The sequence below is a fragment of the Nonomuraea sp. NBC_00507 genome, assembly GCF_036013525.1.
GTDB lineage: Bacteria > Actinomycetota > Actinomycetes > Streptosporangiales > Streptosporangiaceae > Nonomuraea.
Window position 1 is genome coordinate 9,048,214 of sequence record NZ_CP107853.1, and the last position, 25,516, is coordinate 9,073,729.

Genomic DNA, 25,516 nt, shown 5'->3' on the forward strand with positions numbered 1-25,516 from the left:
ACGCACTATACTGGAGTATGTGAAGCGCACCGATCTGCCCGACTCCGACTGCGGTATCGCGCAAGCGCTCGGAGTGATCGGCGACTGGTGGACGTTCCTGGTAGTGCGGGACATCGCGGGCGGCACCACCCGCTTCGACAGCCTTCAGCGCGAGCTCGGCGTCAGCCGTCGAGCTTTGGCCGAACGCCTGGCCAGGCTCGTCGAACACGGGGTGCTCGAGAGGCGGCCCTATTCCGATCGCCCGCCGCGCTACGACTACGTGCTGACCACGAAGGGTGAAGGCCTGCTGCCGGCGCTCATCGCCCTGCAGGATTGGGGCGCCAGACATGTGATGGGCGATGGGGCGCTGACCGCGACCAGCGAGGACGGGTCCGCCGAGAGCCGTCGCGTGCACGAGTTGGTCAACCGGAAAATGCCGGATGTCGTGCTGGAACGACATGACGGCGAGCCGGTCGCGCCCAACGCACCGGACGGCGTCTGGACTGTGCTCTACTTCTTCCCCGGCGCCTTTGCTCCGGGCACCCAGGGCTACCCGCCCGGCTGGGCCGACATCCCGGGGACGAAGGGTTGCACTTTGGAGGCTCTCACCTACGCGTCACGGTGTGCCGACTTCGAGGCGGCAGGTGCCACGATCCGAGGGGTGAGCACCCAGCGACCCGACCAGTTGGCCGCCTTCGTCACGCACGCGAGGTTGCCCTATCCTCTCCTGTCCGACCAGGACAGCAGACTCGCCGCTGGGCTGCTGCTGCCGACCTTCCGAACGGCCGGCGTCGACCGCTTCAAGCGCCTCACCCTGTTGCTCGACCCCGACGCGATCATCCGGGCGGTGCAGTTTCCGATCAGCGATCCGGCCGGTTCAGTGGATGAGATGCTCGCCCTCGTCCGCAGTCAATGACAACGATTTGTGCGCGTTCGTCGCCCATCGCCCGCCTGCTCTTCACCGTCGCTTACGAGATTCTCGGCTCTGCGTTGCCTATCTGGTCCGGAGAGTCACCCGGCAGGCGCTGAACGGGCTGGGATCGGTGTTTCACCGCCGGGATGAGTACGTCGGGGAATGGCTCTCCGAGCCGCTGCTTCGGGTAACGGTCGGATCGTTCGACAAACTGCCGCTCATGGGCGCGAGGCCAGGGGGAAATGAACAGGGCTGAGCGGGCGAGAAACTACACCGCTCTGCGGGACGTCACCTGCGGCGTCAACGGCCTCTTGATCCGTGTGCCTGTCAGCGATATGTTGCAGCGTTCGACAGTGTTCGAATGGCGCGGGAGATCGCTTCGAACGGAATCGAACGCCGGACAGCCCGGCGCCGCGGCGGCACGCGGGAACGGGCTCGCTCCGATGCCTCAGATCGGTGAGACGCTCAGCCTCTGGCCATGTGTGGGCCGGCATGGCGGCCTTTATGTCACATGCCTGTGGTACGCACCCTGCTTCCTTCGCGCCGGCCGGGGTGTCACCTGCTGTGGCGGATCGCCGCCCGTACGGCGGTGTAGATGACGACCCAGAGAGCCGCCAAGGGGATGAGGAAGACGAAGATGAGCTCGTATATACCGATGCTAGGCATGCCCGCAACATAAGGGGCCGTGATTGAAAGGCGCTTAACGATCACTTGCCTCGGAGCCGGCACGATCTGCGCCGGCCTGCGGCGCTGCGAAAGCGGAGCCACCGACTCGCGGACCCCGCGGGCCCGGCCGTCTTGACGTGTGGACTCAGACCGACGACCGCCCGACAGTCCCGGCGAGCGAAACAGGAATTGCCTCATGATCAGTGAGACGACGGCGACGCCATTCGTCTCATCCAGGCTGAGGCAACGCAGGTCAGGGCCTTCCCGTGCTCAAGCCCAACGAGACAGGACAGTGGCTGTGCACGGATCTGGGACCGGGGCGTGGAGCGTACTTGCTCCAGCATCTCCTGCGGGCTGCCGAGGCCGGTATGGGCCAAGAAGGTCGGCACCCAGCCACGGGGCGGGGTCAGCTCAAGCACCATCCGGGCCGGAGGGAGCAGGCCGGCGCGGGCACGACGTCGCCAGGCTCCGAAGCGCACCGGGTAGGTGCGTTCTTGCAGCTGTCACAGCGAGATGCTCAGCTCCCACAACGGCGGTGGGGCCTCGGCGACTCTCGTCCGCGCCAGGTCCTCAACCGTGAAGTGGATCCGGTAGACCACGGTCCTCCCCATGTCGAACAAGCTCTGGGCGATTCTTCCGGAATGTCGTTGTTCGGGCTAGGCCGAACAACGTAGAGCAGCGATCGCGAGGACGCGGAAGCTGGACACGACGCCGACGGCGAGAGCACCCACGGGACCTCCGCTGAAGATCACTCACGTGCGGAGAACGGGTCTGGCGGGCTCAACAAATCCTCAACACAAGCTCAACGCATGAGTTCCTATCGTCCATGGCATCGATCGGTTCAGGTGAAGGGGGAACGGCATGGGGCACATGGTCAAGACATTCGGGACGCTAGCGATCGCGGGCGCCATGGGGGCGGCCTTGCTGAGCGGATCGGCCGCGGCGTCGGCCGCCACGCTGCCCGGGTGCGGCGGCCCGAGTCCGGTCAACGTCGACGACGGCTGGGGCGTCATGCGAGGGTCGTTCAACCTCAAGACCGCTCCGTATGCCGCGTGCGGGAACGTCACCAAGCTCCACGCGGGCCAGGTTCTGTACTTCCACTGCTGGACGCGGAACAAGTACGGCAAGCACTGGGTGTACGTCCGCGTCAAGGGCACCGGGACGCACGGCTGGATGAGCAAGGACAACCTGCGCACCATCAGGAACACCCAGAGGGTGGACTGCGGCGTCGAGGAGCACCGCGACTTCATCTGACGGTTCGGATGAGCTGGGGCGGACGAGCCCGCCGCAGCTGCTTGCCGCTGAGAACCGCCGGGAGCCGGCACACGGACGTGTGACCTGTCCCGGCCTGCCCGCCGTCGGGATCAGCGACTGCCGAAAATCGCGACCGTCTCGTGATCCCGCCCCTGTTGATCAACCACTCGAGAAAGGACATCCATGAGCACGAGCGCCAAGACCGCCGCTGTGGTCGTGACCGCCCTGACCGCCCTGACCGTGCTGTCCCTGCCGCCCACCGCGTCGGCACAAGCCGCCGTGGGCGCCTTCGCCGGGCCCGCCTCGGGCTCGGTCTCCGTCACGATCGCCGAGAAGAGCGCGGCCGGCACCGCCCCTGCGTGCATCCACCGCAACAACATGCCGCTGCTCAAGAGCGTCCTGGTCTCCAACTGGTGCAACAAAGCCATGCGGGTCAAGGTGATCGTCAGGGTGGGGCCGGACTCCGGCTGCTGGCGGATGCACAGCGGCAATGTGCGCTACCACGACTACCACGTTGGCTACTACCAGAAGGTTGTCACCTGCTGACGGATCGTACGGCGAGGTCTTCACCCGTTGATCGTTAGCTGACGTCCCGCCGATCAACGGGACGCACATGGGCACGTCCAGGTCGCCAATGCGGGCGCGCAGGCCGCGTACGTACAGGGCGGCCGAGCCGCACACCACGTAGTGGCCCCAGGGCAGGTTCAGCCGGGCCAGCTCGGCGAACAGGCCTGCTGGATCGTTCAGCAGGAGGCTCGGCGTGGTGGAGGCGCTCATGCCGGAACCGACCTCTGCGAAGCTCGTAACCGATGATCGCCAGGGTGTAGAACACGAGATCGGCTGCGAACTTGCCGAGGGCGACGCCCATGGCCGCATCCGCGACGATCATCGGGCCGACGTACATCGCGAACGGGCGGACCACCAGGGTGTCGGCCACCTCGGCCGGCCCGAACTCCACCAGCAGGCCGCGCACGGTCACGTACACGGCCGGGCGCTGTGGGTCGCTCCGTCGCCGGGCGCGCACGTCCCGCACCAGCAGCACCGCGTAGAACGCGATCGTCTCCCCCAGCGAACCGGCGAACGCGCCAACGGCCTCGGGAGTGGTTTTCCTACACCCGGTCTTCGATCTCCCACACGTGGTCGATGACATGCCAGGCGATGCGCCTGATGGCATACCGCGGCGGCCATTTGGCCGTCTGGGGCGGGGCCCAGGACCGGGAGAGGACCTCGGCCAGCTCGGCACGCATGGCGTCACGGTCCGCGACCGAGGTGAAGGGCTTGTGGCGGACGTCGACCATGCGGGCGTAGCCGCGCTCGGCCTCCACCACGTGATCCACGATCTTGCTGCGGTCCCGCCCGCCCCCGCGCGGGCCCTTGCGGAGCTCTTCCGGGGAGGCGGCGGCGACCTCGTCGAACAGGTCCCAGGCGGCACGCATCAGGGCGACCTGGCGCGCGGCCTCGTCGGCGGGCAGCGGCTCCTGGTCCAGGTCGGGCACCGCGTACGGCACGCCGAAGTCGGACGTGGGACTGCCGGGCACCCGGGCCACCACCACCGGGTCGCCCGGCGAGAAGGGCAGGCCGGCGCGCTCGGCCACGACGCGGTAGCGGGGCACGTAGTCCATGAGGCGGTCGATGGCCGCCTCCTCACCCTTGGCGATCCGGCACCAGCCGGGCCAGTCGAGCGAGCAGGCGAACACCTTCTTGGGGCCGATCTCCAGGTACAGGCGGGTCATGACATATCAGCGTCCCATCTATACCTGTCAGCAGGGGTCAGGTTCAGATGAGGTCGATGAGGTCGGCCACCGAGTCGACGACGAGGGAGGGCCGGTAGGGGTAGCGGTCGATCTCCTCGCGCCGGGTGACGCCGGTGAGGACGAGGATGGTGTAAAGACCGGCCTCCATGCCGCACACGATGTCGGTGTCCATGCGGTCGCCGATCATCGCGGTGGTCTCGCTGTGGCCCTCGATGTCATTGAGCGCGCTGCGCATCATGCGGGGGTTGGGCTTGCCGACGAAGTAGGGGGCGACGCCGGTGGCCTTGGTGATGAGCGCGGCCACGGCGCCGCAGGCCGGCAGGGAGCCCTCGGTGGAGGGGCCGATGGGGTCGGGGTTGGTGGCGATGAAGCGTGCGCCGCCCTCGATGAGGCGGATGGCGCGGGTGATCTGGGTGAAGCTGTAGGTGCGGGTCTCGCCGAGCACCACGTAGTCGGGGTCGAGGTCGGTGAGGATGTAGCCGGCCCCGTGCAGGGCCGTGGTCAGCCCGGCCTCGCCGATCACGTAAGCCGACCCGCCCGGCCGCTGGTCGTCGAGGAATTGGGCGGTGGCCAGCGCGGAGGTCCAGATGGACGCGGCGGGCACGTCCAGTCCCGCGCCGGCCAGCCGCACGGACAGGTCGCGCTGGGTGTAGATCGAGTTGTTGGTGAGGACCCGGAACTTCTTGCCGGATTCGCTGAGCCGTTTGATGAATTCGTCCGCCCCGGGAACCGGCCGTCCCTCGTGGACGAGGACGCCGTCCATGTCGGACAACCAGGAGTCGATCCGCTTACGCTGAGTCACCCGGCCATCGTACCGAGCGCGCCCTGTCGACTTCCGTGCCGGTACGTGAACAATGTTCTTCATGTCGTTCACTGAATCCGCGCTGGACATGCGGGACGAGCTGGTCCGCCTCAGGCACTCCCTCCACACCACTCCCGAGCTGGGTCTGCACCTTCCACGAACCCAGGAGAAGGTGCTGGCGGCGCTGGACGGACTGCCGCTGGAGATCAAGACGGGCACGGCGCTCAGCTCGGTGACCGCCGTGTTGCGCGGCGGCCGGCCGGGCCCGGCGGTGCTGCTGCGCGGGGACATGGACGCGTTGCCCGTGACGGAGAAGAACGACCTGCCGTACGTCTCCCAGTTGCCCGGCCAGATGCACGCGTGCGGGCACGACCTGCACACCGCGATGCTGGCGGGTGCGGCGCACCTGCTGAGCGCGCGGCGCGAGGAGCTGGCCGGCGATGTGATCTTCATGTTCCAGCCGGGCGAGGAGGGGCACGACGGCGCCAAGCACATGATCGCCGAGGGTGTGCTGGAGGCGGCGGGCGCGCGCCCGGTCGCGGCGTACGGCATGCACGTCGTGTCGGCGATGTTGCCCCACGGGCTGTTCGCCTCCCGCCCTGGGCCGATCATGGCGGCGGCGGACGTGTTCTGCGTGACGGTGAAGGGGCGCGGCGGGCACGGCTCCACCCCGCACCGGGCGCTGGACCCGATCCAGGCGGGGTGCGAGATGGTGAGCGCGCTGCAGACGATGGTGACCAGGACGTTCGACGTGTTCGACCCGGTGGTGGTGACGGTGGGCAGCTTCCACGGCGGGTCGGCGGACAACGTGATCCCGGACGAGGCCAGGTTCGAGGCCACGGTGCGCACGTTCAGCAAGGACAACCGGACGCTGGTCAAGCGCAGGCTGGTGGAGCTGGTGCAGGGCATTGCGGCGGCGCACGGGCTGGAGGTCGAGGCGTCGTTCGGGATGGGCTACCCGGTGACGGTGAACGACCAGAGCGAGGCCGAGTTCGTGGGGAGGACGGCCGACGAGTTGTTCGGCGCCGGCCGGTATTTCGTCTCGCCGCAGCCGGTGATGGGGTCGGAGGACTTCTCGTACGTGCTGGAGGAGGTGCCGGGGGCGTTCGTCTTCCTGGGCGCGTGCCCGCCGGACCGGGACCCGGCCACGGCGCCGTACAACCACTCGCCGGAGGCCGTCTTCGATGACGCGGTGCTGCCGGACGGCGCCGCGCTCTACGCCACTCTCGCCTCCACACGTCTCGCCCCGTGAAAGCGTGGGTGGTGCGCGAGCCGGGGCCGATGGCGTCCGGGCCGCTGGCGCTGATCGAGCGGGAGACGCCCGAGCCCGGCCCTGACGAGGTGCTGGTACGGGTGGAGGCATGCGGCGTGTGCCGTACCGACCTGCACCTGGCCGAGGGCGATCTCCAGCCGCGGCGGCCGCTCACCACCCCCGGCCACCAGGCGGTCGGCCGGGTCGTGGGCACCGGGCAGCGGGTCGGCGTGGCCTGGCTCCGCTCCACCTGCGGGACGTGCCGGTATTGCGCCAGGGGGATGGAGAACCTCTGCCCGGACTCCACCTACACGGGGTGGGACGCCGACGGCGGGTTCGCCGAATATCTGACGGCGCCCGCCGGCTACGTCTATCCCCTGCCGGATGACGTGCCCGCCGAGCGGCTGGCGCCGCTGCTGTGCGCGGGCATCATCGGCTACCGGGCGCTGGCGCGATGTGATCTGCCGCCGGGTGGACGGCTCGGCATCTACGGGTTCGGGGCGTCGGCGCATCTGACCGCGCAGGCGGCCATCGCGCAGGGCGCCACGGTGCACGCGGTGAGCAGGTCGGCCGCGTCCCGGCAATTGGCGCTGGAGCTGGGGGCGGCCTCGGCCGGTGACCGGCCGCCGGAGCCGCTGGACGCGGCGATCCTGTTCGCGCCGGTGGGCGATCTGGTGCCGCCCGCGCTGGAGGCGCTCGACCGCGGAGGAACCCTCGCCATCGCCGGGATCCACCTGACCGACGTCCCGGTGCTGAACTACGACCGGCACCTGTTCCAGGAGCGCACCCTGCGCAGTGTCACCGCCAACACCAGGGCCGACGGGCGGGCATATCTGGAGCTCGCTCTGGCGCATCCGCCGCGCGTGAAAATCGCGCCCTACCCCTTCGGCGCCGCCGCTCAGGCGCTCACTGATCTGGCAAATGACCAGGTCAACGGGGCCGCCGTACTGATCATGACGTGAAGTTTTACTTGACGGCGCTTAGTTCCACTCCGCACACTCATGAAGGAAAGTTACATTAGCCTCACAACCTGTGGAGATTATTGACGCGGATGTGGCGCGATCATAGTGTCCGGTCAATCCCTAGAGACATCCCCCGGAGCGGCAAATGAAGCGACTTGCAGCGGTAGTGGCGGTGCTGGGCCTGGCCGCCGCGACAGCGGCGTGCAGCGGCGGCCCCACCAAGTCCGGCGGCTCGGGCGGCGGTGGCGGCCTGTTCACCACGGTCGACGTGCTCAAGCCCGGCCTCGACGCCAGCGGCCCCGCGAACCCCTGGGCCCCTAAGGGCAACTCTTTCCTGGGCTACAACGCGATGAAGCTCGGCTGGGTCAGGAACCATCTTACCGACCCCAACCAGTTCTACCCGGGCATCGCGGCGAAGTGGGACATCGCTCCCGACAACTCCTCGATCACCCTCCACCTGCAGCCGAACGGCAAGTGGTCCGACGGCAAGCCGGTGACCGCCGAGGACGTCAAGCTGTCCCTGGGCATCGCCTACACGACCGGCAGCACCGCGTTCGCGGTCACGCCGGGCGCCGCCGGCGCGGCGGCCGACATCCAGGTCGTCGACGACAAGACCGTCAAGATCACCCAGGACATGAGCAACCCCAGCGCGAAGTTCGCCCGGGGTGTCATGGACAGCTTCGTCGTCCCCGCGCATGTGTGGAGCAGCGTGCTGCCCGCCGACTTCTGGGACAAGCTCAAGGCCTCCAAGGGCACCGGCGCCGAGGCCGACAAGGCGCGCGAGGAGATCCTCGCCATCGGCCAGAAGGTCCTCGCCTTCGCCCCGCCGAAGGACGTCTCCGGCGGCCCGTTCGTGCTGGAGCGCGTCAACCCCGGCGAGGCGCTGCTGCTGAAGAACAAGAACTTCTACAACGCCGCGAACATCGTTCCCGACCAGGTGAAGTTCCTCAACTACAGCGGCAACGAGCAGATCTGGAACTACCTGAGCGCCGGTAAGCTTGACCAGGCCGGCTTCACCGCCATGCCTACCGATGTGATGAACCGGATCAAGCAGGCGCCGGGCTCCAACGTCATCAGGGGCTTCTCGCCGGTGGCCGTCGGCATGGCGTTCAACCAGGCGAAGAAGCCGTACGACAACGTGCACGTGCGCCGCGGCCTGGCCTACCTGATCGACCGCGACCAGGTGACCAAGGTGGCCTCGCCCGAGGGCGGCACCCCGGCCGTGACGACCTCCGGCATCCACCAGAAGCCGGCCCAGGAGTGGATCGGCTCGGAGCTGGCCGCCCTGGAGCCGTACAAGCACGACGTCGCCAAGGCGGAGGCCGAGTTCAAGGAGGCCGGCCTGCAGAAGAAGGACGGCAAGTGGACGCTGGCCGACGGCAAGCCGTGGAAGGTCACCATGACCGCGCCCGCGCCGTTCTCCGACTGGATCTCCGCGCAGGAGAACATCAAGAGCCAGCTGGTCGCGAACGGCGTGGACGCCGAGGTCGTGACCGTCGCGGACTACCCGGTCTACTTGGAGGAGCTCTCGGCCGGCAAGTACGACGTCGGCTTCTGGCTGATGGCGCTCGGCCCCGCGCCGTACGACATCTTCCAGCGCCTCTACGGCGCCTCCAACGGCTGGACCAACGTCGCCGGCAAGGTCGCGCACAGCGCGCCGGGCAAGGGCGGCAACTGGATGGGCAGCGCTGAGGAGATCGACGTCGAAGGCATCGGCAAGGTCAACCCCGGTGAGCTGACCGCCAAGCTGAACGCGGTCTCCGCCGAGGAGGCCAAGCCGATCATGGCCCAACTGGCCAAGACCGCCAACCAGGATCTCCCCGCGATCCAGCTGTGGGACTACGTCAACACCCAGTTCACCAACACCACCCGGTTCGGTGGCTGGCCCGAGCAAGACGCCGATGTGCTGCGCCTCCCCGCGGGGGTGTGGATGCAGCTCGGCATGGTCAAGAAGAAGCAGTAATACATGGTTGTCATCGCACGCAGGCTCGCGGGCCATCTGGCCCGCGGAGTCGTCATGATCCTGGTCGTCGCCACGATCAGTTTCTTCATCGTCAGGAGCATCCCCGGCGATCCCGTCGCCGCGCACACGCAGAAACTGATCGAGCAGGGCATGTCGCCCGAGGCGGCCGAGCAGGCCACGCGTGTGCTGTACGGGTTCCAGCCGAAGGGCTCCCTCTGGGAGCAGTACGGGGACTACGTCTCCGGGCTGTTCACCTTCGACCTCGGCCAGTCCATCACCCACGCCGGCGCACCGGTCACGGACGTGCTGGCCGAGGCGGCCAAGTGGACCGTTCTACCGGTGCTGGCCGGGACGCTGCTGAGCTTCCTCGTCGGCATCATCATGGGCGTCTACGCGGCCATCAAGCGCAGCGGCAAGCTCGGCGACGCGCTGGCGATCTCCGGGTCGCTGCTGCACGGCGTGCCCCAGTACGTGCTGGGGCTGCTGCTCACCACGATCTTCGCCACGCTCATCCCGATCCTGCCGAGCGACGGGCCCGTGGACATCCTGTATGAGCCCGGGTTCAACGCCGGCTACATCGGCTCGCTGGTCCAGCACGCGGTGCTGCCGGTGGCGACGTACGCGCTGTCGGCGTACGGCGGCTGGATCCTGGCGATGAAGTCCAGTGTCGTCACGGTGCTCGGCGACGACTTCATCCTGGCCGCCGAGCTGCGCGGGATGAAGCGCTCGATCATCTTCAGGTACATCGCGCGCAACGCGATCCTGCCGCTGTTCACGATCCTGGCGCTGTCGCTGGGTCTGCTGCTGGGCGGCGCGGTGTTCATCGAGCGCATCTTCAACTACCCAGGGCTCGGGAAGCTGCTGCTCGACAGCATCACGATGCGCGACTACGCGCTGATGGGCGGGGCGTTCCTGCTGATCACAGTCGCGATCATCGTGGCGAACATCCTCGCCGACCTGTTCTACAGCGTGATCGACCCGCGGGTCCGCAGCGGTGAGGAGGTGTCCGCATGAGCGTTCTCCTGGAGAGCTCATCCACCAGCGCCGCGATGCGCCGCAACTTCTGGCGGGGCGTCTGGCGGGTCATGAAGCGCAAGCCCAGCCGCCTGGTGGGCGCGGCGCTCATGATCGGGTTCGCGTTCATGGGCGTGTTCGGGCCGATGTTCTACCCGAACCCGCTGCCCGGCGACGCTGACCAGATCACCAGGCCGCCGAGCTGGGAGCACTGGCTCGGCACCGATGACCAGGGCAGGGACGTCATCGCGCTGGTCGTGACCGGGTCACGCTATGTGCTGCTCGCGGCGCTCGTCACCGCCGTCATCACGGTGGTCGTGGGCGCCGGGCTCGGGCTGTTCGCCGGCTTCAAGCGGGGCCGCTGGGACACGATCCTCATGCGGCTGACCGACATGAAGCTGACCATTCCCGGTCTGCCGCTGCTGCTGGTCCTGTCCACCGTGTGGAAGTTCAGCAGCGCCGTGCAGATGGGCCTGGTGCTGGGGCTGCTCAGCTGGGGCGGCGTGGCGCGGGCGGTGCGGTCGCAGACGCTCTCGCTGCGCGAGCGCGGGTTCATCGAGGCGGCGCGCGGGCTCGGGCTCTCCACTACGCACATCGTGGGCAAGGAGCTGCTGCCGAGCATGGCGCCGTACATCGCGATGAACATGCTGATCGCGATCACCGGCGGCGTGTACGCGCAGGTCGGCCTGTTCTTCCTGGGTGTCCTGCCGTACGAGTCGAACAACTGGGGCCAGATGCTCAACACGGCCGTGTTCCGCTCCGGAGCGCTGACCGTGCCGAGCGCGCTCGGCTTCCTGCTCGGGCCGCTGCTGGCGATCCTGCTGCTGACCCTGGCCATCGTGCTCGTGGTCGACGCCATGGACGAGATCTTCAACCCCCGGCTGCGTGAGGAGTAATACGTGCCGAACCAAGCGCCGGGAGTGCGCATCGACGGCCTCACGGTCGTCTACAAGACCCCCGCGGGCGAGCTGCCCGCCGTCCGGGACATCAGCCTGACGCTGGAGCCCGGCACCATCACCGGCATCGTCGGCGAGTCCGGCTCCGGTAAGTCCACGTTGGCGTTGTCGCTGCTCAACGCGGTCCAGCCGCCGGGCAGGATCGCCGCGGGCAGCGTCGACATCGACGGGCTCGGCGACGTGGTCGCGCTGCGCGGCGAGGACCTGCGCAAGGCCCGCGGCAAGCACGTCGGGTACGTCTTCCAGGCGGCGCAGAACTCTCTCAACCCGCTCAAGACGGTCGGCAAGCAGCTGCTCGACCTGGGCCGCTCGCACGGCGTGGACGACCTGCGCGGCCTGGTGCGCGAGGCCAAGGAGTTGCTCGGCCGCATGGGACTGGACGGGGCCAGGGTGCTGGACTCGCACCAGCACGAGCTGTCCGGCGGTATGCGGCAGCGGGTCGGCATCATGCTGGCCTTGGTGCTCAACGCCCACCTGGTGGTGCTGGACGAGCCGACGACCGCGCTCGACATGATCACGCAGGCCAATATCCTGAAGATCGTGCGCGAAGTGCACGCCGAGCGCGGCCTCACGACCCTGGTGATCACGCACGACATCGGCGTGGTGGCCGAGGTCGCCGACCGGCTGGCCGTCATGTACGGCGGCCGCCTGGTCGAGCAGGGCCCCACCAGGCAGGTGCTGGGCGCGCCGCGGCACCCGTACACCAGGGGTCTGATCAAGGCCATTCCGCGGCTCGTCGGCGACATCGCCGAGGCGCAGGCGCTGCCGGGACGGCCGCCGACGCTGGTGACCGTGCCGAAGGAGGGCTGCGTGTTCAGAGAGCGCTGCCCGCTGCGCATGGACGTCTGCGACACCGTGGATCCCGAGGCGCTGTCCGAGGGGCCGCGCGTCGTGGCCTGCCATGCCGTGAACGTGAAGGAGCATGCGTGATCACCGGAACCGGCATCGTCAAGACGTTCAAGCAGCGGGGCAAGGTGCTCGGCGCCCGTGAGGTCCAGGCGCTGCGCGGCGTGGACTTCGCGATCCCGAAGGGCGGCGCGGCGTCGTTCATCGGCGAGTCCGGCTGTGGCAAGACCACGCTCGGGCGGATCATCGCGGGGCTGGAGACGTACGACGCGGGCGAGCTGCTCATCGACGACGTCGCCATGTCGCCGTTGAAACCCAAGCACCGGCAGCCGCACTTCCGCAAGATCCAGTTGATCCACCAGGACCCGTACTCGGCCCTGAACCCGACCAGGACGATCCACCAGACCCTGTACGCGCCGCTGAGCCTGCGAGCCAAGCAGACGGGGCGGTCCTCGGCGTGGATCGAGGAGCGGGCGGCCGAGGTGCTGTCGCTGGTGGGCCTCGACCCCGGCACGGTGTTGTCGCGCTACCCGCACCAGCTGTCCGGCGGCATGCGGCAGCGCGTCGTCATCGCGCGGGCGCTGACCGTGGACCCGGAGATGCTGGTCGCGGACGAGGCCGTCTCGATGATCGACGTCTCGCTGCGGCTGGGCATCCTGGCACTGCTGAAGGACCTGCGCGAGCGGCTCGGCGTGAGCGTGCTGTTCATCACCCACGACGTGGCCACCGCCCGCTACATCGGCGACGACGGCGAGCTGTACGTCATCTACCGTGGGCAGGTGGTGGAGCGCGGCGCGGTGGACACGGTCATCGCCGACCCCGTGCACCCGTACACGCAGGCGCTGCTGTCGGCCATCCCCGTGCTGCACGGCCTGGAGCAGCCGGGCGAGCAGCCGGTGATGCCGCTGGAGACGCTGGACGACAGCCAGGCCGACACGGGCTGCCTGTTCGCCCGCCGCTGCCCGTTCCGCGGCGAGCGGTGCACGAGCGAACGGCCGCTGCTGCAGCTGACAGAAGGGGTGCCGCAGGAGCACGCGTGCTTCTACCCCGAGCGCCGCAGCGTGATCGCCCGCCCGATGAGCGAGGTGTGATGACGGCTGCAGAGCTCGCCGAGGCGGCGACGATCGCCCAGGCCGCGCTGACGCTGGACGCCGGAGAAGGCGCGGCCCTCGTGGAGCGGCTGTCGCGGCCGCCGGCCGACCGGCGGTGGACGGCGCTGACCGTGGACGGCGGCGTGGTGATGGCCTCCCTGTCGACCAAGGAACCCGGCGTCGGCCACGTCGACCTGCTGGCCGTGCACCCGTCGGCCCAAGGGCAGGGGCGCGGCCGGGCGCTGGTGCTGGCGGCCGAGGAATGGCTGCGCGACCAGGGCGCGCGGCAGGCCCGCTGGGCCGGCAACCCGCCGTGCTACGCCTGGCCTGGCATCGACGTGCGCTACACCGCCGCCGCCTGCCTGGCCGAGAGCCTCGGCTACGAGCGCTACCACGTGGCCTGGAACATGACGGCCGACCTGACCGGCGACCTGTCCGTCGAGGAGGACCTCCTGCGCCTGGACCAGGCCGGAGTGGCCGTGCGCGCGGCCGGCGCGGACCGCGAGCGCGTCGCCGCGTTCGTCGCCGAGCACTGGAACGAGCAGTGGGCGTGGGAGGCCGCCAACGCGAGCGGGCTGCACTACGCCGAGCGTGACGGCACGATCCTCGCCTTCGCCGCCTGGGGCGCCCGGCCGGCCTGGTTCGGGCCCATGGGGACCGCGCCGGCCGCCCGCGGGCTCGGTCTCGGCCGGGTGCTGCTGCGCAGATGCCTGGCCGAGCAGCGAGCCGCGGGCCAGGCCAGCGCGCAGATCGGATGGGTGGGGCCGCTGCGGTTCTACTCGCGGGCCGTGGGCGCGCGGGCCGAGCGCGTTTTCTGGCTCTACCAGCGCGACCTGGTGTGATGTCACGCGTAGAGCAGCCGTCCCGCCGGGCGACCCGGTGGCGGGCACAGATCGCGGGGGTCCGCACCGGACTCCAGGCGGCCGGCGAGCGTGCCGGAGCCCCACAGGTGGTCGAGGAACTCCAGCAGGCGGAAGTCGTCCGGGTAGAGCGTGCGGGCCACGTGCAGCATCGACAGGCCGGTCAGCACCGGCCGGAACGTCTCCCGGTCGTGCACGTGCAGCTGCACCCCGCGTACGGGGATCCCGGCGTGCTTGTGGAACGTCGGCGTGAACCAGACGTCCCTGAACCGCACGCCGGGCAGGCCGAGCGCATTGAGCTCGCAGGCGAGGCGCGCGTCCGCGTAGGGGGCTCCGACCAGCTCGAACGGCCTGGTCGTGCCGCGCCCCTCGGAGAAGTTCGTCCCTTCGAACAAGCCAGTCCCGGGGTAGACGAGCGCGGTGTCCGGGGTGGGCATGTTCACCGACGGCATCACCCAGGGCAGCCCGGTCTCGGCGTACGTCATGTCGCGCCGCCAGCCCGCCATCTCCACCACGGTCAGGTCCAGGTCGAACCCGAACAGCAGCGCCAGCTCGCCGGTCGTCCTGCCGTGCCTGATCGGCAGCGGGAACCTGCCCACGGAGCTGGCGAACGCCGGATCCAGCAACGGCCCCTCGGTCACGGTCCCGCCGAGCGGGTTGGGCCGGTCCAGCACCACGAACCGCAGCCCCAGCCGGGCGGCCGAGGCCATCAGGTCGTACATCGTCCAGACGTAGGTGTAGAACCGGACGCCCACGTCGGCGATGTCGAACACCAGCGTGTCCACGCCGGTGGCGGCCACCACCCGGTCCAGTGCCTCACCCGGCAGCTTGTGGGTGTCGTACACCGGCAGGCCGGTCCGGTCGTCCACGGTGTCGGCCTCGCTCCCGTCCGCCTGGGCGGTGCCGCGCAGGCCGTGCTCGGGGCCGAACAGGGCGGTCAGCCGTACCCCCGCGGCCAGCAACGCGTCCGGCGTGGGGGTCAGGTCGGGCAGGACTCCGGTGGGATTCGTGACCAGGCCGAGGCGGGAGCCTCCCGCGAGCGCGGGATCCGCCGACAGCCGTTCAGCTCCGGTACGCACATGTGCCATCAGGCCATTGTGCTGAAATATATTTACAAGAAGGAAGATTAGGGTGGAAATTAGCGTCATGATTGATCCGCTACGCGAGCTGTCCACCGAGCAGAGCGATCCTCGCTACAGCCAGATCGACCGGCTGCCGACGGAGCAGATCGCCCAACTGATGAACCAGGCCGACGCGGCCGTGCCCGCGGCCGTCGCGGTGGCCATCCCGGCCATCTCGGACGCCATCGACGCGATCTCCGCCAGGATGGCCGAGGGCGGCCGGCTGCTGTACGTCGGCGCGGGCACGTCGGGACGGCTCGCCGTGCTCGACGCCAGCGAGTGCCCGCCCACGTTCGGCACCGACCCCTCGCTGGTGCAGGGCATCATCGCGGGCGGACCCGACGCGCTCACCCGGTCCGTCGAGGGTGCGGAGGACGACGCCGAGGCAGGCGCCGCCGCCCTGCAGGACCTGGAGGCAGGCCCGCTGGACTCGGTGGTGGGCGTGTCCGCCAGCGGGCGGGCCCCTTTCGTGCTGGGCGCGCTGGCGGAGGCAGCCCGCCGCGGCGCGCTCACCGTGGGCCTGTCGTGCAACCTGGGCGCGCCGCTGTCGGCCGCCGCAGAGCACGCGATCGAGGTGGTCGTGGGGCCTGAGGTGGTGACCGGCTCGACGCGGCTGAAGGCGGGCACGGCTCAGAAGCTCGTGCTGAACATGATCTCCACGATCTGCATGGTCAAGCTCGGCCGCACCTACGGCAACCAGATGATCGAGATGTCGGCGATGAACAACAAGCTCGCCGGCCGGGCGCTGCGCATGGTCACCGACATCACCGGCGCGGACGAGGAGACGGCGGGCGCGGCACTGGACGCGGCGGGCGGTCAGACGAAGATCGCGGTGCTGATGATCCAGCACGGGCTCGACGCGGAGGCGGCCCGCGCGCTGCTGGCTTCGCACGGAGAGCGCCTCAGCGACGCGCTGAGCGGCTGAACCGCCTCTCCTGAGGGAGAGGACGGGTTCGGGGCGACGGATACGGGGCTCGGGGCTTAGGGGGACGGGGATGTCCTATCGAGGGGCCTGGGGGGACGGGGATGTCCTATCGAGGAGCCTGGGGGGACGGGGATGTCCGATCGAGGAGCTTAGGGGAACGGGGATGTCCGATCGGGCGGGCCGCATGACGGGGCTGCGGGCGATCCTGGAGGGCGCGGTTCCGCGGGTCTGCTCGGCGGCGGTCGCGCTGATCGCCGTGGACGGCGACGTGGCCGCCGCGGCCGCGACCGGCGAGCTCGTACGCTACGCCGACGCCGAGGGAACCCTCGCCGCCGACCGGCCGCCCGCGCGCCGCGACTCGATCTTCGACCTGGCCTCGATCAGCAAGCTCTTCACCACGGTCGTGCTGCTCTCCCTGGCCGAGGAGGGCCGCATCGCCCTGGACGAACCGGCCGCCGCCTGGATCCCCGGCCTGGACCGGCGCATCACGCTCCGCCGGCTGCTCACCCACACGGCGGGCCTGACCCCGACCCGCCGCATCGACCTGGAGCTGCCCACCGCGGACCCGGCCGAGCGCCTGGCCGCGATGCTCGAGACGCCGATCACCCATCCGGTCGGCGGGCCCTACCTCTACAGCGACGTCGGCATGATCATGGCCGGCCGGCTGGCCGAGCTGACCGGCGGCGCGCCCCTCGACCTGCTCGTGCGCTCCCGCATCACCGATGTGCTCGGCCTGGCCGACACGGGCTACCGGCCGGGCGCGCTGCCGCGCGTCGCCGCCACCGAGTGGAAGCCCGAGCGCCCGGGACCCGGCTGTGTGCGCGGCGAGGTGCACGACGAGACGGCGTACGCGCTGGGCGGCGTGGCCGGCCACGCCGGGCTGTTCGCCACGGCGGACGACCTGCTGGCCTTCGGCGAGGCGCTGCGGCTCGGCGGCGGGCCCGTGCTGCGGCCGGAGAGCGTGGCCGAGATGGTGCGCGATCAGGGCGCCGAGGGCGCCGCCTTCCGCCACGGGCTGGGCGTGCGGATCGGCGACCCGGCCCTCGTGGGCACGCCGGGCGACGGCGCATTCGGCCATTCAGGCTTCACCGGCACCTCGCTCCTCATCGACCCGGCCCGCCGGCTCACCGTGGTGCTGCTGACCAACGCCGTCCACCCGGTGCGGGGCCGCGACGGCATCCGCGAGCTGCGCCACGCCGTCGCGGGCGAGGCGCAGCGCTTGGCATAGCCTTCGAAGTATGGCTGTCCATCTCAATCACACCATCGTGCCGGCGAAGGACAGGGACGAGACCGCCGCCTTCTTCGTCGACGTGCTCGGCCTCGACCCGGCGCCGGTTTACGGCCCGTTCCGCGTGGTCACGCTGGGCAACGACGTCTCGCTCGACGTGGTCCAGGTCGACGGGCAGGTGCCCCAGCAGCACTACGCGTTCCTCGTCAGCGAGGAGGAATTCGATCAGATCCAGGGCCGGATCAAGGAGCGCGGCCTCACGTACTGGGCGGACCCGTTCCACCAGGAGCCGGAGCGGATCAACACCAACGACGGAGGCCGCGGGCTCTACTGGTCCGACCCCAACGGCCACAACCTGGAGATCATCACGGTCCCGTACGGCGGCGGCTAGGGCGCCAGCGCCTCCAGCGCCTCCTCGGCCCGGCGCATGGCCTCCTTCGGGTCGGCGGTGACGATCTCGTGGTCGAAGTTGAGGTCGTGGAAGACGTCCGTCACGCCGGCGGCGGCCAGCTCGTCCAGGTCCCGCCTGATCTTGTCGTACGGGCCCGTCAGCGGGCGTCCAGCGTCGTCCCTGACCTGGGTGACGCCGCGGCACACGAACCTGAACGCGGCCGCGTCCCGCCCGGACTCCGCCAGCGCCGACGTGATCAGTTCCACCCGCCCGGCGATGGCCGACAGGTCCTCCCTGCTGGAGCTCACCCACCCGTCGGCCAGCCGCGCGGCGCGCCGCAGCGCGACCTCGGCGGTGCCGCCGAGCAGGATCGGCGGCGGCCCCGGCACGGGCTTGGGGTCGATGTGGGCCGGCGGCACCCGGTAGAACTCGCCCTCATGGTCGACCACGTCATCCGTCCACGCCTTGCGCAGCACCTCGACGAACTCCTCGCCCCTGCGCCCCCGCCGCTCGATGCCCACACCCGACGCCTCGAACTCCTCCGGCAGCCAGCCGAGGCCGATCCCCGCCGTGAGCCGGCCCCCGGACAGCGTCTGCAGCGTGGCCAGCTGCTTGGCCAGCAGCACCGGCGGCACGTACGCGTTGATCACCGCCACGGCCAGCCCGATGCGGCCGGTCACGCCCGACAGGTGGGCCAGGGTGGCGATCGGGTCGTGCACGCTGCGGTAGGTCGGGCCCATCGGATGCCCGACCGGGTACAGCAGCCGCTGGAACGTCCACAGATCGTGATAGCCGAGCTCCTCGGCCCGCACGGCGATGCGGCGCATGTTCTCGGGTGTGGCCCAGGGCCCTGACTGCGGTACGGCGAAACCGATTCTCATGCACCCTAGTCTGTACGAGTGGGTCTGGAGGAGGAGCTGGCGGGCATAGCCGCCACGTACGGCGGCGCGGGAGCGCCCGTGCTACACCCGACGCGCACGGACGTCGTCGTGCTCCGCAGAGGCGAGGTCGTGGTCAAGGCCCATTCCGCCCGCGACGACGCCGACGCCCTGCGCGTCCGGCTGCGGGCCGCCGCCTCGGCCGCGGTCAGCGGCGTCATGCTGGCCCCGCTGCATCCCGAGGTGTTGGCGGCCGGCGGGCGCGCGGTGACGGTCTGGCCCGCCGGGAGCCCCGTCGCGCAGGACGACCCCGATGCGGCGCCCTGGGAGGAAGGGGCCAGACTGCTGGCCGCCCTGCACGCCATCCCCCTCACGCTGCTACCGGCGCTGCCCGCCGCCGGGGGGCCCGCGCGGGCCGCCCGCGCGGTGGGGCGCATGACCGGTGACGGGCCCGTCGAGCAGCTCATCAGGCGGGCGTTCAAGGAGCTGCCGGAGTCCGCGCCCGCCCCCGGGCTGCTGACGCACGGCGACTGGCACCTGGGGCAGCTCGTCTGCCGCGACCGCTGGCTGCTCATCGACGTGGACGACCTGGGCGTCGGCGACCCGGCGTGGGACCTGGCCAGGCCGGCCGCCTGGTACGCCGCGGGGCTGCTGGATCCGGCGGTGTGGGAACGGTTCCTCGGCGCGTACCTGGCGTCCGGCGGGCCGGCGCTCGGCCGGGGGGACGACCCGTGGCGGCGGCTCGACGTGCCGGCCAGGGCGCTCACCGTGCAGCTGGCCGCGGTGGCCGTGGTCAACGCCGAGCGCGACGGGCGGGAACTCGACGAGGTCGAACACTCGTTAGTCGAGTCGTGCAACAGAATCGTCCGAGCGTGACGGGGTTGCGCGCGGTAGGTTTCATCCTGCAAGCCCCAACCAAGGAGAGCGACTTAGATGCAGTGCCCTAAGTGCCGCGGGAACATGCGGACCTATGAGCGCAACGGCGTCCACATCGAGCAGTGCGACAACTGCCGGGGGATCTTCCTCGACTACGGCGAGCTGGAGACGCTGACCAGGATGGAGACGCAGTACCACGCGGCTCCCCCGCCGCCCGCCGCCCCCGGGCCGGCCTGGGGCGCGCCGCACGGCGGCGGTCACCACTACGGCCACCACCGGCAGCGCAGCTGGGTGGGCATGCTGTTCTCGACCTGATCTCATCGGCGAGGCGAGGGCCGCGCACCGGGCGGGTACGCGGCCCTGACGCCTGCCGAGTCTCAGCTGGGGAAGTCGCCCGGGTCCACGGGCGCCGTGCGGGCGTTGCCGCCCGAGATGGCGTGCAGCGTGACCCGCCAGTCGTGCCAGCGGATCTGCGTGGCGGTGAAGGTGGTCTTGAACGTCACCGCCTTCTGGAACCGCTCGAAGCTGCACTCCCGGGTGAACGCCTTGCTCTTGCCGTCCCAGTCCACGCCATGCGTGAAGAAGATCTTGTAGCTGCCGTCCCGCACGCCCCGGACCTTGAACTTCGCCTTCTTGCGCACGTACACGCTGAACGCCTTGCTGCCGCCCCGCATGACGGTGACCACAGCGTCGCGCGGGGCGCCGTTGTCGATCTCCAGTGAGCTGCGGCCGTTGAGCGTGCTGCCCTTGCGGACGAACGAGCCGTTGCTCAGCCGCCTGGTCTGCTTGCGCCCGGCCTTCACGCTCACGATGTCCGCCGGGTAGTCGCCGGCGCTCTGCAGAGCCTCACCCGCCTCGTCGAGGGCGGCCAGCTTGTCGTCGAGGTCGATGAGCACGGCCGATGACGTGCACAGGTCCCTGGCGCCGACCTTGCCCTCCGTGGATCCCAGCTCGGTGGCGAAGTCCCGCAGGCTCGCCACGTACGCGTCGTGCTGGGCGCGTACGGTGTCGGGCGGGTTGAGGGCGCCCAGCGCGGCGGCGGCCCCGCTCAGCGCCTCCTCGGCCTTGGTCACCCGCTGGTCCAGCGCCTTGACGCCGCGCGCGCCCGCCAGGGCGCTGATCGCGCCGGACAGGGATTTGTGCCTGCTGTCGAGCTCGGCCTTGTACGCCTCGGGCGTGAGCGCCGCCGGGCTCGGGCTGCTGCTCGGTGTGCTGCCGCCGTCGGACCCGGCGCCGCCCGTGCCGCCGGCGACGCCGCTGACCCTCGGCTCGCCGCCCTCAGGCGTCGGTACGGAGGGGGAACACGCGCTGAGCGTGAGTGTCGCTAAAGCGAGAACGCACGAGATCAACCGGGGTGCAGCCACCTGCCACACTATCGCCCGGTTGCTCCCTGCCCGTCAATCACGATTCCGTCAGGCCGTCCTCCCGGTCCTGCCGCAGCCGGCGGGTGATGCCGATCGTCTCCAGGAACGGCAGATCGTGGCTGGCCACGATGAGCGCGCCCCGGTAGGCCGACAGCGCCTGCGCCAGCTGGCGGATGCTCGGCATGTCCAGGTTGTTGGTCGGCTCGTCCAGCAGGAGCAGCTGCGGGGGCGGCTCGGCCGACAGCAGCGCGGCGAGCGTGGCGCGGAACCGTTCGCCGCCCGAGAGCGTGCCGACGGCCTGGTTGACCCGCTCGCCCCTGAACAGGAACCGTGCCAGGCGGGCGCGCACCTCGTTGACCGAGGCGGACGGCGCCACGGCGCGCACGTTGTCCATCACGCTCAGCGCGTCGTCCAGCAGGTCGAGCCGCTGTGGCAGGTAGCGGACCGGCACGTGGGCGCCGTGCTCGACGATCCGCTTGAGCAGCGTGGTCTTGCCGGAGCCGTTCGGCCCGAGCAGCGCGATCCGCTCCGGCCCGCGGATGACCAGCGTCTCCAGCACCGTCACCCGCGTCTCCTCCTCCTCTGCCCGGGCGTTCCCGGGATCGCCGACGGGCAGGGTGAGGACCGTGCGGCCGGCCGGCACCTCGGTGCCCGGCAGCTGGATGCGGATCTCCGCGTCGTCGCGCACCGACTGCTCGGCCTCGCTCAGCCGGTCACGGGCCTCCTCCAGTTTCTCCAGGTGCAGCGTGCGCTGCTTGCCCGCGGTCACCTGGGCCTTGCGCTTGAGCCCGTTCGCGACGATCTTCGGCGCCTTGTTGTTGGCGGCCGCTTTCTTGCCGGCCCGGATGTTCCTGTCGATCCTGATCCTGGCCTCGACCAGCTCGCGCTGCTGCCGTCGCACCTCCCCTTCGGCGGTGCGCACGGTGCGCAGGGCGGCCTCCTGCTCGGCCGCGACCTGGTCCTCGTAGTCGGCGAGGTTGCCGCCGTACATGCGTACGACGCCCTCGCGCAGCTCGGCGACCTGGTCGACGAGCCCGAGCAGCGCGCGGTCGTGGCTGACCACCACCAGCACGCCCGCCCAGGCCGACACGGCGGCGTAGAGCCGCTCGCGCGCGTCGAGATCGAGGTTGTTGGTGGGCTCGTCGAGCAGCAGGACGTCGGGCCGTTTCAGTAGCTGGGCGGCGAGCGCGACCATGATGGTCTCGCCGCCGGACAGCGTGCCGACCGTGCGGTCCAGCCCGATGTGGTCCAGGCCGAGCCGGTCGAGCTCGGCCCTGGCGCGTTCCTCGACGTCCCAGTCGTCCCCGATCGCGGTGAAGTGCTCCTCGGCGACGTCGCCGCTCTCGATGGCGTGCAGCGCGGCCCGCTTGCCGCTGATCTCCAGCAGGTCGGAGACGGTACGGGCGGCCGCGAGCGGCACGTTCTGCGGCAGGTATCCCACCACGCCGGACACGGAGACCGACCCGGACTGCGGGACCAGCTCCCGAGCGATGATCTTCAACAGGGTGGACTTGCCCGACCCGTTGACCCCGATGAGCCCGGTACGGCCGGCCGGGAAGGCGGCGTCGAGCCCGTCAAGGACGTTGGTGCCGTCCGGCCAGCCGAAGGAGACGTGGTCGACGACAATGGAAAAAGACATAAAGGCGGCTCCCATCACAAAACCTGAAATTTCGTGACTTGGCGGGAATCACCGCAGATGCGCGCAACGCACAAGGAACTCATGTCGTCCACGACAGAGGGCGAAGAGGTCGCCAGAGGTCCAGGTGTGCGCGCAATGCCCACGACAGGGCGGAACGGCGCGGTGCCCGCGACCTCAGATCCTCAAATCAACTGCCCTCACGGGTCGGGGATAAGACGTCAACCAGCGTAGGCGACGGCCCGATCAGCTGGCAACCCGGCGCGCCCGGTGGGCCGCCACGTTGACCCTGTTCGCGCAGGCCAGCGAGCAGAACCGGCGCCGCCCGTTCCGCGAGGTGTCGACGTAGACGATCCCGCACCCCTCCCGGTCGCACCGCCCCAGGCGGCCGCCGCCGGCGAACGACATGCACATGGCCAGCCCGCCGGCGGTCGTGTCCTTGGCCCTGGAGACGATGTCGGCGTCCGGCGAGTAGAAGTGCAGGTGGGGCTCGCGGCCGTCGTGGGCGCTGACGTACGGCTTCGACGCGGTGACGTCGAGCAGGTCGTTGATCAGCTTGATCTGCACGTCCTGGTCGGCCTCGCCGAACACCGGATCGAGCAGGCGCGCCCACGCCCGCAGTTCCTCGGCCTGCCCGGCCTTGACGGCGGCACGCAGGAGCCGGTGCTCGCTCAGCATCGCCTCGACCGCGCGCGGACTGAAGTCGGTCGCGTTGACCAGCGCCGCCGCCAGGGCCGCCCCGTTACCGCCGTAAGCGTTGAAATGCATAAGGCCATTACATCAGAGTGGGAGCCATGCATTCCAGAGTCCTGCACGACCCGCTCACCCTGACCGTCGTCTCATCACACCGCACCTCCGAGGGCCTGGTCTCCTACCTGCGCTGCACCTGCGGCGCGTGGGAGGTGCGCACGTCAGGAACGGTCGCCATGGTCCCGCCGCGCACGCGCCGGGCCGCAACCATCGACTGACCCGCTCCTGTCGTCCTAAAGTCTGGTCAACACTCTCCAGGAGGCCAGGCATGTCGAGCATTCCCGCTCTGCTCCGCGACCGGATCGCGGCCACCCCCGACGCCGAGGCGTATCGAGTGCCCTCCGGCGGCGACTGGGAATCGATCTCATGGCGGGAGGTGGGCGAACGCGTACGCGGGCTGGCGCTGGGCCTCGCGAAGCTCGGGGCAGGACCGGGCAAGCGGGTGTCCATCCTGTGCTCGACCCGGCTCGAATGGATCCTCACCGACCTCGCCGTGCTGGCGACCGGCGCGGCCACGACCACGATCTACCCGTCCAACACGGCCGCCGAGTCGGCCTTCGTCATCACGGACTCCGGCAGCACGATCGTCATCGCCGAGAACGACGACCAGGTCGCCAAGATCAGGTCCGTGCAGAAGGAGCTGCCCGGCGTCACCCACGTGGTGGTCATCGACGGCTCGCCGAGCGATGACGGCTGGGTGGTCACGCTCGACGCGCTGCCTGCAGAGGAGGGCGACTACGACGCGATGGTCGACGCCATCGCCGAGGACGACCTCGCCACGCTCATCTACACCTCCGGCACCACCGGCCGGCCCAAGGGCGTGGAGCTGACCCACGACAACTGGCTCTACGTCGCCGAAGCGGTCCGCAGGCTCGACCTGATCTCCCCCACCGACCTGCACTTCCTGTGGCTGCCGCTGTCACACTCCTTCGGCAAGCTGCTCGAGGTCGTGATGATCGACATCGGGGTGCCGACGGCGATCGACGGCCGCCTCGACAAGATCGCCGAGAACCTCGGCGTGGTCAAGCCGACGTTCATGGGCGCCGCGCCGCGGATCTTCGAGAAGATCCACAACACGGTCGCCGCCACGGTCCAGCGCGAGGGCGGCCTGAAGCTGAAGATCTTCAACTGGGCGCGCGCGACCGGCATCAGGGTCAGCAGGGCCCGCCAGCGGGGTGCGGCCATCCCGCTCACCACCCGCCTCGAGTACGCCCTGGCCGACCGCCTGGTCTTCGCCAAACTCCGCGACCGGTTCGGCGGCCGGATCCGTTTCTTCGTCTCCGGCGCTGCCCCGCTGTCCATGGAGATGGCCGAATTCTTCGACGGGGCCGGCCTGCCGATCCTCGAGGGCTACGGCCTGACCGAGTCGTCGGCGGGCAACTTCTTCAACCTGCCGGATTCGATGAAGTTCGGCACGGTCGGCCCGCCGCTGCCGGGCACTGAGGTCCGCACCGCCGGCGACGGCGAAGTCCTCATCCGCGGGCGCGGCATCATGCGCGGCTACCACAACCTGCCGGAGGAGACGGCCGGGGCGCTGCAGGACGGCTGGCTGCACACGGGCGACATCGGCGAGGTGGACGAGGCGGGGCGGCTGCGCATCACCGACCGCAAGAAGGAACTGATCAAGACCTCGGGCGGCAAGTACGTCGCGCCGACATACCTCGAGGCGCGTATCAAGGCGGCCTGCCCGTACTTGTCACACGTGTTCGTGCACGGCGACCGGCGCAACTTCGTCACGGCGCTGGTCACGCTGGACATGGACGTGGCCAGGCCGTGGGCGCAGGCCGAGGGCCTGCCGGAGGACCCGCGCGAGCTGAGCGGGCACCCGCGCGTGCGTGAGGAGGTCCAGAAGGCGATCGACCAGGTCAACGCGGGCGAGGCCAGCTACGCGACGGTCAAGAAGTTCGCGATCCTCGCCGATGACTTCGCGGTGGAGACGGGCGAGCTGACGGCCAGCCTCAAGATCAAGCGCAAGGCCGTCGAGGAACGTTACGGTGAGACGCTGGACTCCTTCTACGCGGGCTAGCGCGCGGGC

The 25,516-nt window shown here is 70.0% G+C and carries 26 protein-coding genes; 18 read left to right on the forward strand and 8 right to left on the reverse strand.

Translation table 11 applies throughout. The annotated features are described in order from the left end of the window. The first annotated feature begins 19 nt into the window (after positions 1-19). The 3 genes from OHA25_RS43605 to OHA25_RS43615 all read left to right on the forward strand — a co-directional run bounded on the left by OHA25_RS43605 (position 20) and on the right by OHA25_RS43615 (position 3,358). On the forward strand, positions 20-895 hold the full coding sequence (locus tag OHA25_RS43605) for a winged helix-turn-helix transcriptional regulator (RefSeq protein ID WP_327582771.1): 876 nt from the start codon (positions 20-22) through the stop codon (positions 893-895). Positions 896-2,419: 1,524 nt separating this feature from the next. Beyond that, positions 2,420-2,812 (forward strand): hypothetical protein, encoded by a 393-nt coding sequence (locus OHA25_RS43610; protein ID WP_327582772.1) that lies wholly within the window; start codon positions 2,420-2,422, stop codon positions 2,810-2,812. 183 nt (positions 2,813-2,995) lie between these two features. Further along, the gene (locus OHA25_RS43615; RefSeq protein ID WP_327582773.1) at positions 2,996-3,358 is read left to right on the forward strand and encodes a hypothetical protein; all 363 of its coding nucleotides are present in this window, start codon (positions 2,996-2,998) and stop codon (positions 3,356-3,358) included. A 34-nt stretch (positions 3,359-3,392) separates the two neighbouring features. Here OHA25_RS43615 and OHA25_RS43620 read toward each other — a convergent pair whose 3' ends face one another. The 3 genes from OHA25_RS43620 to OHA25_RS43630 are packed head-to-tail and all read right to left on the reverse strand — an operon-like array spanning position 3,393 to position 5,368. After that, positions 3,393-3,962: a hypothetical protein gene (locus OHA25_RS43620; RefSeq protein ID WP_327582774.1), complete on the reverse strand. Its 570-nt coding sequence runs from the start codon at positions 3,960-3,962 to the stop codon at positions 3,393-3,395. Continuing rightward, a complete protein-coding gene (locus OHA25_RS43625) occupies positions 3,922-4,545 on the reverse strand; it encodes a hypothetical protein (protein ID WP_305918023.1) in 624 nt (207 codons plus the stop codon). Before OHA25_RS43625 ends, OHA25_RS43620 begins: the two co-directional genes overlap by 41 nt. A gap of 43 nt (positions 4,546-4,588) precedes the next feature. After that, the gene (locus OHA25_RS43630; protein ID WP_442941957.1) at positions 4,589-5,368 is read right to left on the reverse strand and encodes an HAD-IIA family hydrolase; all 780 of its coding nucleotides are present in this window, start codon (positions 5,366-5,368) and stop codon (positions 4,589-4,591) included. 61 nt (positions 5,369-5,429) lie between these two features. Between OHA25_RS43630 and OHA25_RS43635 the strand changes: the two genes are divergently transcribed. From OHA25_RS43635 to OHA25_RS43670, 8 genes are all read left to right on the forward strand, one after another. Next, positions 5,430-6,620 (forward strand): M20 metallopeptidase family protein, encoded by a 1,191-nt coding sequence (locus tag OHA25_RS43635; protein WP_327582775.1) that lies wholly within the window; start codon positions 5,430-5,432, stop codon positions 6,618-6,620. Next, positions 6,617-7,582, forward strand: a complete 966-nt coding sequence (locus tag OHA25_RS43640; RefSeq protein WP_327582776.1) for a zinc-dependent alcohol dehydrogenase family protein — start codon at positions 6,617-6,619, stop codon at positions 7,580-7,582. The genes OHA25_RS43635 and OHA25_RS43640 overlap by 4 nt, the downstream gene beginning before the upstream one ends. 145 nt (positions 7,583-7,727) lie before the next feature. Then, a complete protein-coding gene (locus OHA25_RS43645) occupies positions 7,728-9,545 on the forward strand; it encodes an ABC transporter substrate-binding protein (protein ID WP_327582777.1) in 1,818 nt (605 codons plus the stop codon). Between the two features lie 3 nt (positions 9,546-9,548). Continuing rightward, a complete protein-coding gene (locus tag OHA25_RS43650) occupies positions 9,549-10,559 on the forward strand; it encodes an ABC transporter permease (RefSeq protein WP_327582778.1) in 1,011 nt (336 codons plus the stop codon). Further along, positions 10,556-11,455 carry an ABC transporter permease gene (locus tag OHA25_RS43655; RefSeq protein ID WP_327582779.1) on the forward strand — a complete coding sequence of 300 codons (900 nt, stop codon included), beginning with the start codon at positions 10,556-10,558 and terminating at the stop codon, positions 11,453-11,455. The genes OHA25_RS43650 and OHA25_RS43655 overlap by 4 nt, the downstream gene beginning before the upstream one ends. 3 nt (positions 11,456-11,458) lie before the next feature. After that, positions 11,459-12,445, forward strand: coding sequence for an ABC transporter ATP-binding protein (locus tag OHA25_RS43660; RefSeq protein WP_305918029.1), 987 nt, complete (start codon positions 11,459-11,461; stop codon positions 12,443-12,445). Next, the gene (locus OHA25_RS43665; RefSeq protein WP_327582780.1) at positions 12,442-13,452 is read left to right on the forward strand and encodes an ABC transporter ATP-binding protein; all 1,011 of its coding nucleotides are present in this window, start codon (positions 12,442-12,444) and stop codon (positions 13,450-13,452) included. Before OHA25_RS43660 ends, OHA25_RS43665 begins: the two co-directional genes overlap by 4 nt. Further along, positions 13,452-14,294 (forward strand): GNAT family N-acetyltransferase, encoded by an 843-nt coding sequence (locus OHA25_RS43670; protein ID WP_327582781.1) that lies wholly within the window; start codon positions 13,452-13,454, stop codon positions 14,292-14,294. Before OHA25_RS43665 ends, OHA25_RS43670 begins: the two co-directional genes overlap by 1 nt. 2 nt (positions 14,295-14,296) lie before the next feature. On the opposite strand, the gene OHA25_RS43675 is transcribed toward OHA25_RS43670, so the two are convergent. Next, positions 14,297-15,400: an exo-beta-N-acetylmuramidase NamZ family protein gene (locus tag OHA25_RS43675; protein WP_327582782.1), complete on the reverse strand. Its 1,104-nt coding sequence runs from the start codon at positions 15,398-15,400 to the stop codon at positions 14,297-14,299. A 58-nt stretch (positions 15,401-15,458) separates the two neighbouring features. Here OHA25_RS43675 and murQ point away from each other — a divergent pair, with 58 nt between their 5' ends. The 3 genes from murQ to OHA25_RS43690 all read left to right on the forward strand — a co-directional run bounded on the left by murQ (position 15,459) and on the right by OHA25_RS43690 (position 17,977). Continuing rightward, entirely contained in the window at positions 15,459-16,358 is a 900-nt protein-coding gene (gene murQ, locus OHA25_RS43680; RefSeq protein WP_327582783.1) for an N-acetylmuramic acid 6-phosphate etherase, read from the forward strand. 163 nt (positions 16,359-16,521) lie between these two features. Beyond that, positions 16,522-17,586, forward strand: coding sequence for a serine hydrolase domain-containing protein (locus OHA25_RS43685; protein WP_327582784.1), 1,065 nt, complete (start codon positions 16,522-16,524; stop codon positions 17,584-17,586). A 10-nt stretch (positions 17,587-17,596) separates the two neighbouring features. Then, complete coding sequence (locus OHA25_RS43690; RefSeq protein ID WP_327582785.1) at positions 17,597-17,977, forward strand: VOC family protein; 381 nt, start codon at positions 17,597-17,599, stop codon at positions 17,975-17,977. Here OHA25_RS43690 and OHA25_RS43695 read toward each other — a convergent pair. After that, the gene (locus OHA25_RS43695; protein ID WP_327582786.1) at positions 17,974-18,858 is read right to left on the reverse strand and encodes a TIGR03619 family F420-dependent LLM class oxidoreductase; all 885 of its coding nucleotides are present in this window, start codon (positions 18,856-18,858) and stop codon (positions 17,974-17,976) included. The genes OHA25_RS43690 and OHA25_RS43695 overlap by 4 nt on opposite strands. 18 nt (positions 18,859-18,876) lie before the next feature. Between OHA25_RS43695 and OHA25_RS43700 the strand changes: the two genes are divergently transcribed. Both OHA25_RS43700 and OHA25_RS43705 read left to right on the forward strand, forming a co-directional pair. Further along, positions 18,877-19,731 (forward strand): phosphotransferase, encoded by an 855-nt coding sequence (locus tag OHA25_RS43700; RefSeq protein WP_327582787.1) that lies wholly within the window; start codon positions 18,877-18,879, stop codon positions 19,729-19,731. 57 nt (positions 19,732-19,788) lie between these two features. Beyond that, positions 19,789-20,046, forward strand: coding sequence for a TFIIB-type zinc ribbon-containing protein (locus tag OHA25_RS43705; protein WP_305918041.1), 258 nt, complete (start codon positions 19,789-19,791; stop codon positions 20,044-20,046). A gap of 62 nt (positions 20,047-20,108) precedes the next feature. On the opposite strand, the gene OHA25_RS43710 is transcribed toward OHA25_RS43705, so the two are convergent. The 3 genes from OHA25_RS43710 to OHA25_RS43720 form a co-directional block, all read right to left on the reverse strand. Beyond that, entirely contained in the window at positions 20,109-21,095 is a 987-nt protein-coding gene (locus OHA25_RS43710; RefSeq protein WP_327582788.1) for a hypothetical protein, read from the reverse strand. A gap of 37 nt (positions 21,096-21,132) precedes the next feature. Then, positions 21,133-22,734, reverse strand: a complete 1,602-nt coding sequence (locus OHA25_RS43715) for an ABC-F family ATP-binding cassette domain-containing protein (RefSeq protein ID WP_327582789.1) — start codon at positions 22,732-22,734, stop codon at positions 21,133-21,135. Positions 22,735-22,977: 243 nt separating this feature from the next. Beyond that, entirely contained in the window at positions 22,978-23,499 is a 522-nt protein-coding gene (locus tag OHA25_RS43720; protein ID WP_327582790.1) for a CGNR zinc finger domain-containing protein, read from the reverse strand. 26 nt (positions 23,500-23,525) lie between these two features. Here OHA25_RS43720 and OHA25_RS43725 point away from each other — a divergent pair, with 26 nt between their 5' ends. Next, positions 23,526-23,699: a hypothetical protein gene (locus OHA25_RS43725; protein WP_327582791.1), complete on the forward strand. Its 174-nt coding sequence runs from the start codon at positions 23,526-23,528 to the stop codon at positions 23,697-23,699. Between the two features lie 50 nt (positions 23,700-23,749). After that, positions 23,750-25,507 carry an AMP-dependent synthetase/ligase gene (locus tag OHA25_RS43730; RefSeq protein WP_327582792.1) on the forward strand — a complete coding sequence of 586 codons (1,758 nt, stop codon included), beginning with the start codon at positions 23,750-23,752 and terminating at the stop codon, positions 25,505-25,507. Positions 25,508-25,516: the final 9 nt, after the last annotated feature.